Consider the following 4,203-nt stretch of genomic DNA (forward strand, 5'->3'; position numbering starts at 1 on the left):
CGTTCCGCAATCGACGACGACGGCGGTCCCGCAGGAGAGCTAACCGCACCTTGGCGATGGGCTACGCTACGGAAGTGACGCTGCCCTATTTCCTTCGCAAGGACGGTTCAGTAGGCCCTCTGGCCTTCGCTCACCGGGGTTTCTCCTTGGACGGCCTGGAGAATTCCCTGGCTGCCTTCCGCGCTGCAGTGGAACTCGGAACGGTGCACCTTGAAACGGACGTGCACACGACGGCCGACGGCGTACTCCTGGTGTTCCATGATTCCTCCCTGGACCGTGTGACTGATTCCGCGGGCAAGGTATCGGAGCTGACTGCAGCCCAGGTTGCTGCTGCCCGGATCGGCGGGCTGGAGCCGGTTCCCACCTTTGATGAGTTGTTGACGGCCCTGCCCCATGCCCGGCTGAACCTGGACATCAAGGACTGGAACTCCGTGGGTCCCATGGCTGCGGCGATCGAACAGCATGGCGTCCATGATCGGGTGCTGGTCACCAGCTTCTCGGACAGGCGGCGCCGTGCGGTCCTCTCCAGGCTTTCCCGCCGGGTGGCCTCTTCAGCTGGCAGCTCCCTGACCGCGCTTTTCGTTCTACTTGGCCCCGTGCTTCCGGTTCCCTTGGCACGCAAGCTGCTGTCCGGCGTCGACGTCTTCCAGGTTCCGGTCCGCTACGGGCGGTTGCCGGTGGTGACTCCCGGGTTTATCCGTCGCGCCCATCGGCTGGGACGGCAGGTGCATGTGTGGACCATCAACGAGCCGGGGGAAATGGAACGGCTGCTGGACCTGGGCGTTGACGGGCTGGTGTCGGACCGCTTGGACCTGCTCAAGGAAGTCCTTGTTCGCCGCGGCCAGTGGGTCTAACTCGTCGCAACAAATTACTCAGTACCCTTTCTATTTGGGCCGGATCGGCGCTAGGGTCGAAGTGTCCGTACTCTTCGCCGGCAGCCATGACGCCTTCTGTCGGCGCGGGAAGAAAGGAACCTGAACATGGCTTCGGAATCTCACACCACCACGGATCACGACGAAATCCGCAAATGGGTGGAAAGCAACGACGGTAAACCTGCCAGCGTCAAGAAGACCGGCGACAAGGATGACGTAGGTATCCTGCGTATCGACTTCCCGGGCGGGGCAGGGGAAGATTCCCTGGACCACATCAGCTGGGATGAGTGGTTCGAAAAGTTCGAGGAGAGCAAGCTCGCTTTCCTGTACCAAGCAAAGAAGGCCAGTGGCGAGGACAGCACGTTCTTCAAGCTGGTCAGCCGCTGATACCCATGCGGGCCCTGGTACTGAACTGCACGCTGAAGCCCTCTCCGACGCCATCAAATACGGACGTCCTGGCCGACGTAGTGGTTGAGGCGCTTCGTGAGAAGGATGTGGACGTCGAGGTGATCCGGGCAGTGGATCACCACATACCGCCCGGCGTTGAAACTGACATGGGGGAGGGCGATGAATGGCCCAGGATTCACGAGCTCCTGAAATTCAGCGACATCCTCATCATTGCTACCCCTACGTGGCTCGGCCAGCCGTCCAGTGTGGCCAAGCTGGTGCTCGAGCGCATGGACGCCATGATTTCCGAGAAGAAGGACGACGGAACCTATGCGGCCTACAACAAAGTGGCCGGAGTGGTTGTAACGGGTAACGAGGACGGTGCCCACCATGTGATCAGTGAAGTGGCAGGTGCGCTGATCGATATCGGATTCACCATCCCCGGGCAGGCATGGACCTACTGGAACATGGGTCCGGGTCCGGGCCCCTCCTACACGGAAACCGAGCACGGGCACGAATGGTCTGAATCCACGGGAAAGACCATGGCGGCAAACCTGTTCGCCGCTGCCACCGCACTTAAGGCGAACCCCCTGCCGCCAGCCGGCTAACCCTGCGGCCGGCCCTGCAAGTACATGTGAATCAACTAGTTGGATAAGGAGATTGCCGTGGCTGAACGAGGAAACACCAAGCACGGTGCGCATCTGGATGAACAAATGCAGCACGAAGCTGAGGGCATGGTCAGGGGCACCAAGCCCGCCCATGTTGAAGAGGCGCGTGAAACCGAACCCTTCCCGGATGAAACCGATCCGGAGGAAGTCAGGGAGGCGCTGAACCCCAACACTGGCAAGGGGGAAGCTGGCGGAGGAGGGGTATCCAATGAGTGAGCAGCTTGCCAAGTATTCCGAGCTCTTCCGCGCCCCGGGCCCGTGGTGCATGGCCTACGTGGATGCCAGCGCCGGCACCGTGGATGGACTGGAGAACGCAGATGTGCAACCCGATAACGTGCGCAACACCCTCCAGGGACTGGGCGCCTCCGAGGATGACCTACAAGCCATTCATGGGGCCATCCAGCCGGCAAAGGGCGAGCCCGCGCCGGTGAGCCGCTTCGTTCTGGTTGGACAGGGGAAAGTGGTGATTGACGAAGTCCTGCCGGGTGCGCTGGTGGGGCCGGAAGTCATTTCCAGGGATGAGATTCCCAACCTTCTGCCCTTGCTGAAGCACCACCCTGGCGGTTTTGCCTATGTGGTGGTGGAAGCCAGCCGTGACGAAGGTGAGATCCGGCTGTACAAAGCTGGTGCGCCGGCAGTGGAGGAAAGCCAGCACATTCAAGGCGACGACGATTCCCTCAAGAAAGTGCCGGTTGGTGGCTGGTCGCAAGGCCGCTACCAACGGCACACGGAAGAGGTCTGGCGGCGCAATGCCGATCAAGTCGCCGAGGAAGTCAGCAGGATTGTGCGGGAACGGCATGCAAAGCTCGTAGTGCTCGCGGGTGATATCCGTGCGCGGCAGTTGGTGGCTGATCAACTCTCTGAAGAGAGCAAAGCCATCCTGTCCACCGTTGACTTCCACACCTTGGCTGCAGGATCGGACAGGGAAAAGTTCGACGACCAGATCAACTCCCTCGTAGCGCAGCAGTGGGCCGCTGAGCAGCAGCAGCTCATGGACCGCCTGGCGGAGCAGGAGGGGCAGGCAAATCCGCTCTCGGCCACCGGGATTGGTTCGGTTGTTCACGCGCTCCAGCAGGCGCAGGTTGACGTCTTGATTCTCGACGACGGCTCACTCGCCGAGCACAACTTGCTCGCCTTGAGCGCCGAGCCATGGGTGGCCAGCTCCGAGGGCGAGTCGCTGGGCGCGGACGTTGTGGACAAGGTGCCTGCTCCCGCAGCGCTCCTCCGTGCGGCAGCGTTGACTGATGCGCGTGTCCAGCTGGTGCCGTCGGGTGTGTTGCCGGAGGGAGTCCAGGTGGCCGCGTTGCTTCGCTGGCCGACCGGTCCGGAAGTGCCGGGTGGTGCCTAGGTACTGTCTTGGGAGGTGAATGGGACGTGAAAGGGCCGGGGTTTATCGCCCCGGCCCTTTCATTGCTCCTTTGGCCCGCTGCTAGCTATTCTGCGTTTCGATCGCGGCTGGCCGGGCCTGGCTGGCGCGGATTCGCTCCAGATCGAACTTGTTGCTGCGATCGAACGTGAAGATGCCGTTCTTCTCCTGGAAAACGTCGGTCAGTTGGGTGTAGCAGTAACCGAACATGTCCGGGTTATCCAGCAGCACAGTGCAAAGCCCGTCAAAGCGGGTGTAGAACTCTTCCTCGCTGCTGACCCGCTGGCCGTAGCCCCAGGATGAGGAAACATCGCTTCCGTCCACAGCCTGACGTGCCTCAACTTCGTTCCACCAGATCCCGCCGAATTCCGAGACGAAGTATGGCTGGCCGGCGTAGGGCACTGAATACTCCTGGCCGTCCGCCGTCCGGTTGATGTAGGGCTTGCCGTCAGCGAGGCCCTGCTGTTCGAGCCTGAAGCGGTCCGGGTCCTGCTCATAGGAGTGGGAATCGTAGATGTCGGTTTCCCGGATGCGGTGCGAGTAGCCGGAGGCGTCGATGACCGGGCGCGTGGGATCGGCGAGCTTGGTGGCCAGGAACATGGCCTCGGTGACGTCATCCAGCACTGTGGGTCGATCATGCATCACTTGGTGGGTCTCGTTGAGAGGGCACCAGCCAATGATGGACGGGTGGTTGAAGTCGCGCTTAAGCACTTCCAGCCATTGCGCCACGAAACTCGCTGTGGGCTTTTGGTTGTGCCCCACGGTTCCTCCGCCGGAGACACCCCAGTCGCCGAACTCGCCCCACACCAGGTAGCCCAGCCTGTCCGCGTGGTAGAGGAAGCGCTCCTCGAAGACTTTCTGGTGCAGCCGGGCGCCGTTGAACCCTGCGGCCATGGACAGCTCGATGTCC

The 4,203-nt window shown here is 61.8% G+C and carries 6 protein-coding genes; 5 read left to right on the forward strand and 1 reads right to left on the reverse strand.

Annotated features, from left to right (window positions below; translation table 11 throughout):
• The first annotated feature begins 56 nt into the window (after positions 1-56).
• The 5 genes from HP499_RS21445 (at position 57) to HP499_RS21465 (ending at position 3,275) form a co-directional block, all read left to right on the forward strand.
• Positions 57-854, forward strand: a complete 798-nt coding sequence (locus tag HP499_RS21445; RefSeq protein WP_172326138.1) for a glycerophosphodiester phosphodiesterase — start codon at positions 57-59, stop codon at positions 852-854.
• A 126-nt stretch (positions 855-980) separates the two neighbouring features.
• The gene (locus HP499_RS21450; protein WP_172326134.1) at positions 981-1,259 is read left to right on the forward strand and encodes a hypothetical protein; all 279 of its coding nucleotides are present in this window, start codon (positions 981-983) and stop codon (positions 1,257-1,259) included.
• Between the two features lie 5 nt (positions 1,260-1,264).
• The gene (locus tag HP499_RS21455; protein WP_172326135.1) at positions 1,265-1,867 is read left to right on the forward strand and encodes a flavodoxin family protein; all 603 of its coding nucleotides are present in this window, start codon (positions 1,265-1,267) and stop codon (positions 1,865-1,867) included.
• 57 nt (positions 1,868-1,924) lie between these two features.
• On the forward strand, positions 1,925-2,143 hold the full coding sequence (locus HP499_RS21460; RefSeq protein ID WP_172326136.1) for a hypothetical protein: 219 nt from the start codon (positions 1,925-1,927) through the stop codon (positions 2,141-2,143).
• A complete protein-coding gene (locus tag HP499_RS21465; RefSeq protein WP_172326137.1) occupies positions 2,136-3,275 on the forward strand; it encodes a Vms1/Ankzf1 family peptidyl-tRNA hydrolase in 1,140 nt (379 codons plus the stop codon). The genes HP499_RS21460 and HP499_RS21465 overlap by 8 nt, the downstream gene beginning before the upstream one ends.
• An 81-nt stretch (positions 3,276-3,356) precedes the next feature.
• Here the strand turns inward: HP499_RS21465 and HP499_RS21470 are convergent.
• On the reverse strand, positions 3,357-4,203 hold an 847-nt coding region (locus tag HP499_RS21470), incomplete at its 5' end, for a glycoside hydrolase family 2 TIM barrel-domain containing protein (protein ID WP_305849757.1).

The sequence above is a fragment of the Paenarthrobacter sp. CM16 genome, from assembly GCF_013179505.1.
Classification (GTDB): Bacteria; Actinomycetota; Actinomycetes; order Actinomycetales; family Micrococcaceae; genus Arthrobacter.